Source organism: Pseudomonadales bacterium (assembly GCA_013215025.1).
Taxonomy (GTDB): Bacteria; Pseudomonadota; Gammaproteobacteria; order Pseudomonadales; family DT-91; genus DT-91.
The window spans coordinates 1-4,469 of record JABSRR010000115.1; the positions used below are offsets into that span (position 1 = coordinate 1).

Sequence of the window (4,469 nt, forward strand, 5' to 3'; positions counted from 1 at the left end):
CGTCTGACGCTGCTGGCTGCATATACGCCAAACTGGCTAACCGCACCTCACGCTTGCTGATCATGCCTTTACCTGGTTCAGCGCCGGTGATAAAAGCTGCATCATCGATACCCGCCGCCTCAGGCAATACACCACCCGGGCCTAACACTTCAATAAAGCTGACATGTAAGGGCATAAAGGTATAATCATGATCCAGAAGTTGCGCAAGCTGAAACTGCCGAACTCGTTCATCTTGATAACCAAGATTTTCACAGACGCTGATCACCGACTGATCAAAGCCTGCGTCATAACAGGCTTGAGCCAATACCCGTGGCTGGCTGTGTTGGTCGGTTAATATGAGTAAGCGTCGCTGCTGACGCAAATAACGCGCTAGGGTTTTCACCGAGCGCCCGTGCAAGCTGACAACGGTAACATCTTGTAAGGCAAGGCCGAGCCGATGACAGGCTGCCTGCAAACTTGACACCGCCGGATAAAAACACAGCTGCTGCAGCGCATAATGCTGACGAAACCAACGGCCAATACCAAAGTATAGCGGGTCACCTGAGGCGAGCACGACCACCGTTTTATCGGCATAAGGTGCTAGCAAATCCTGCAGCTGAGATAATTTTGGCAACGCCATCGATTGACAGTGTTCTGCCCGCGGCAAATGTGCGACCGTTGCCAGCTGGCGTGGATGCGCAATAATAAGATCGGCCTTGGCCAACACTGCAGTGGCGTCAGTATCTAGGCTTGCCTTCTCAGCAACACCCAAGCCAATAATGTGAATATGTGGCTGCCGGTTTGAATCAAGCGCCATATTAGTAGTATTCATTGCGGTTACAGCGCAGTAAGGCATTGCATGTGGCCGAGGCTACCGCACTTCCGCCCTCGCGACCTAAAATGGTGATACATTCAATACCTAAGGATTGATGACAGTCCCACAGTGCTTGCTTAGATTCGGCAGCGCCAATAAAACCTACCGGCATTCCAATAATTAAGGCAGGCTTTACCCCTGACTGGTGTATTCGCTCTAATAATCGATACAGTGCTGTAGGTGCATTACCGATTACCACTACGGCACCCGCTAGCTGGCTTTGCCAGAGATCAACCGCCGCCATTGAACGGGTTTCGCCGCGCGACTTTGCCAGTCGCTCGGTTTCGGGATGATTCAGATAACAGCTTGGCGGCTCGCTAATCATACGCTTAGTGATACCTTGTTTTACCATCTCAACATCACACAAAATAGCCGCATTAGCCGCCAAAGCCTGACGACCGGATTCGCAGGCCTTGTCGCTAAAACGCACTTGCTCAGCCAGCGAGGGCATACCCAAACTATGCACAATGCGCATGACGACTTGCTGTTGATCAAGACTTAGATGCGCTAGCTCAGTGAGTGCACGAATCGTCTCAAAGCTCTGCTGCTCAATCAAAACAGGATCAATCTGATAGGAAAAAAGTGGCTTATCTGACATCAGAAAATTTCTCTAATACATACTGCTGACATGCCGTCAGACTTTCAAACATTGCATCTGCGGCCTTAATTTCTGGGCGCTCGAGCATCAGCACCGGTATCGCCATGTCTCTTGCCGCCGCCAATTTAGCCGAGGTTGAATCACCGCCGCTATTTTTGCTGACCAATACATCAATATTATATCGCTGCATCAGCGCCAGTTCATCAGCATAGTCGAAGGGGCCAATCGCCTTAATCCACTGCATATTTTCAGCTAGACCATGTTTTGGCTGCACCGCTGTACGCAGCCAGCTTTGTTGCTGAGTAAAACGTGCAACTGCCGTAAGCTGGTCAGCGCTCAGCTGGCCACAGGTAAACAACACACGTTTGAATGGCGATAAACACGGCAACATGGCGCTAAAGTCGCTAAATAGTTGCCAGTTATCCGCAGCACTAGCCTGCCAAGCCGGACGATGAAAACGCCAGCATGGGATATCACATATTGCAGCGGCCTGCATTGCCGTCGCGCTCATTTTAGCTGCATAAGGGTGAGTCACGTCTAACACTGCCGCTACTGCATATTGATGAATAAATTCTTCCAAGCCACCAAACTGACGAAAGCCACCACTCACAACCTGACAGTCAACTTGAGGCTGTCTTACTAAGCCCGCTACTGAATAAATCACCGGCACATTATGTTGGTGAAAATATTCTGCCAACTTGCGCCCATCAGCAGTGCCACCCAAGATCAGTAGGCACATATCAATTAAGCCCTAGGCTTTGGTCATTGGTCTTGGCAATAATTTGACCTTGTCGATTTATAGCCATAATTTCTAATGCGGTTGTTTGCGGCACAATATTGCGCGCAACCTGGTAGGCTTGCCGACACATTAGCAAAGCCAAATCAATACCCGCCTGCTGGCATAATTTATAGGCTTCAATACTGGTGTTAGCCTGCAATACCGCCTGCTGTAACTCAGCATCAGCACCATGCTGACTGGCTGCTGACGCTAATTGTGAGAAATCAATTGCCGATACCCTACTATTTAGATCCATATGACCGTTCGCTAGCTTGGTAATTTTTCCAAAGCCGCCGCAGATTGTTAACTTGGCTATGGCTACCTTACGCATATGTTTAAGCACTGCACCTGCAAAATCACCCATTTCTATCAAGGCCATCGCATCTAATTGGTAATGCTGTTGCACAGCTTGTTCACTGCTGTTACCGGTGGTAGCGGCAATATGCTGAATACCGTTGGCATAGGCCACATCAATGCCTTGATAAATTGACGCAATCCAGGCACCGCAAGAAAACGGTCTAACAATACCGCTAGTACCTAATATCGATAAGCCACCCTCGATGCCTAAACGTGGATTCATGGTTTTCAATGCAAGTTGCTCGCCGCCTTCAACCCCAATCGAAAGCCGAAAGCCACCTGAATATTCAAACTGGGCGGCCCAATAACTGAGGTTATCGCGAATCATTGCGCGCGGCACCGGGTTGATCGCAGGCTCACCAACTGCCAGTGCCAGCCCGTCACGGGTGACGGTGCCGACGCCTTTATCAGCACTGAACTGAATACCGGGCGTAGGATCAAGCTGCATAGTGACAAATACGCGCGCACCGTGCGTAACATCAGGGTCATCACCCGCATCTTTAATCGTAGAGGCAGTTACAGAATTTGCAGATTGGCTGACGCTAACATCTAATTCAACAGTCTTACCTTTTGGTAAAGTAACGCTAACGCGAGAGCTTTGTGGCTGGCTAAGCAGACAACGAGCGGCCGCTACAGCACAGGCAGTAGCACAGGTACCGGTGGTTAAACCAGTGCGTAATTTGCTTGCCTGCTCAGCGCTTTCTTGCCACATCTATCATACCGCTTGCCATAACCACACGCTGCCCAGTAACACTGACAGAGATGCCAACAGCTGACGACTGGCTCGAAACAGGCGCTGTGAGCGTTGCTTAAGCCAGCGTTGTAACACGCCGAAGCCTAAGCCAAAGCAGAGCATTGACAGCATCACCCCAACTGAAAACAAACATAGGTATAGGCTTGCCAGCATAAATTGACCGGAGGTGACCGCAGGTATCAATGCCAGTGCTGGCGCACTACCCGCTAAGCCATGTAATGCGCCGATCAACACCGGCTGGTGCTGTGATGGTAGATGGTGACTATGGCCGGTATTGTGAGCATGTGCCCTACGGTGCCAATGTGCATGCACAATTTCGCCATGTCGATGCATGTTTAGCCGCAGATCATCCTGTCTAAATTGGTAAAAGCACAGTAAACCGAGCACTATCAACAATACGCCTACACTAGCCTCAGCTACTTTCTGCAGCGACTCTGGAATTAACATGCCAAAGCCAAACAGCAGCACCCCGGCAACAATTAACACGGCACCGTGTCCTAGAGCCCAATGCAGGCTGTGCTGCAAGGTGCGCGTAAAATTAGGTCGTTGATTGGCCAGCATAGATACCGCCATCACATGATCTGCATCTAGGGCATGCATAAAACCTAAACCAAAGCCCAATACTAATAAGGGTAAAAATTCGATTAGCATATATAAAACCTTTAAGCGCTGTTTAACTGCTGCGCATCTGCAAACTGCTGCTGATCGCAGCGAGTTGAAAATAATTTAGCGATAGCTTCAGGGTTAGACGGAAAAAACAAATGTAAGTAGCTCGCCGTCAGGCTGCCTTGCCGATAAATTGACTCACCAGGCGCAGGGTGACGCTGACGTTGACCATAAGCGATAGGCTCGGGAGTGTCTACGCTGCGTGAGCGATGGTGTGCATGCGCTCTAATCGTTCCTTCAGGTAACGGCGCAGCCTGCATACCTTGACAGCCTCGCTTACCGCGCATAGCTGCTTTGCCGGCCATTAGGCCAAGCATGGTGTGTGGCTTATCATCTAAATCAGTTAATTGTTCAACACAATACATAAAGCCGCCGCACTCGGCCAATATCGGCTTGGCAGATTGGTGAAAATCGCGAATCGCCTCAAGCATAGCGTGATTGCTTGCCAAACTGGCTGCATGCA

General features: G+C 49.9%; 6 protein-coding genes. All 6 read right to left on the reverse strand.

Going from position 1 to position 4,469, the window contains the following annotated elements; all coding sequences use genetic code 11:
* The coding region (gene cbiE / locus HRU21_08665; GenBank protein NRA42361.1) for a precorrin-6y C5,15-methyltransferase (decarboxylating) subunit CbiE at positions 1-796 on the reverse strand (796 nt) is incomplete at its 3' end.
* A 1-nt stretch (position 797) separates the two neighbouring features.
* Positions 798-1,451, reverse strand: coding sequence for a precorrin-8X methylmutase (locus HRU21_08670; GenBank protein NRA42362.1), 654 nt, complete (start codon positions 1,449-1,451; stop codon positions 798-800).
* Positions 1,441-2,190 carry a precorrin-6A reductase gene (gene cobK, locus HRU21_08675; GenBank protein ID NRA42363.1) on the reverse strand — a complete coding sequence of 250 codons (750 nt, stop codon included), beginning with the start codon at positions 2,188-2,190 and terminating at the stop codon, positions 1,441-1,443. Before cobK ends, HRU21_08670 begins: the two co-directional genes overlap by 11 nt.
* A gap of 1 nt (position 2,191) precedes the next feature.
* On the reverse strand, positions 2,192-3,298 hold the full coding sequence (locus tag HRU21_08680; protein NRA42364.1) for a cobalt-precorrin-5B (C(1))-methyltransferase: 1,107 nt from the start codon (positions 3,296-3,298) through the stop codon (positions 2,192-2,194).
* A 3-nt stretch (positions 3,299-3,301) separates the two neighbouring features.
* Complete coding sequence (locus tag HRU21_08685) at positions 3,302-3,991, reverse strand: sulfite exporter TauE/SafE family protein (protein ID NRA42365.1); 690 nt, start codon at positions 3,989-3,991, stop codon at positions 3,302-3,304.
* An 11-nt stretch (positions 3,992-4,002) separates the two neighbouring features.
* A partial coding sequence (locus HRU21_08690) for a hypothetical protein (GenBank protein ID NRA42366.1) occupies positions 4,003-4,469 on the reverse strand: 467 nt, incomplete at its 5' end.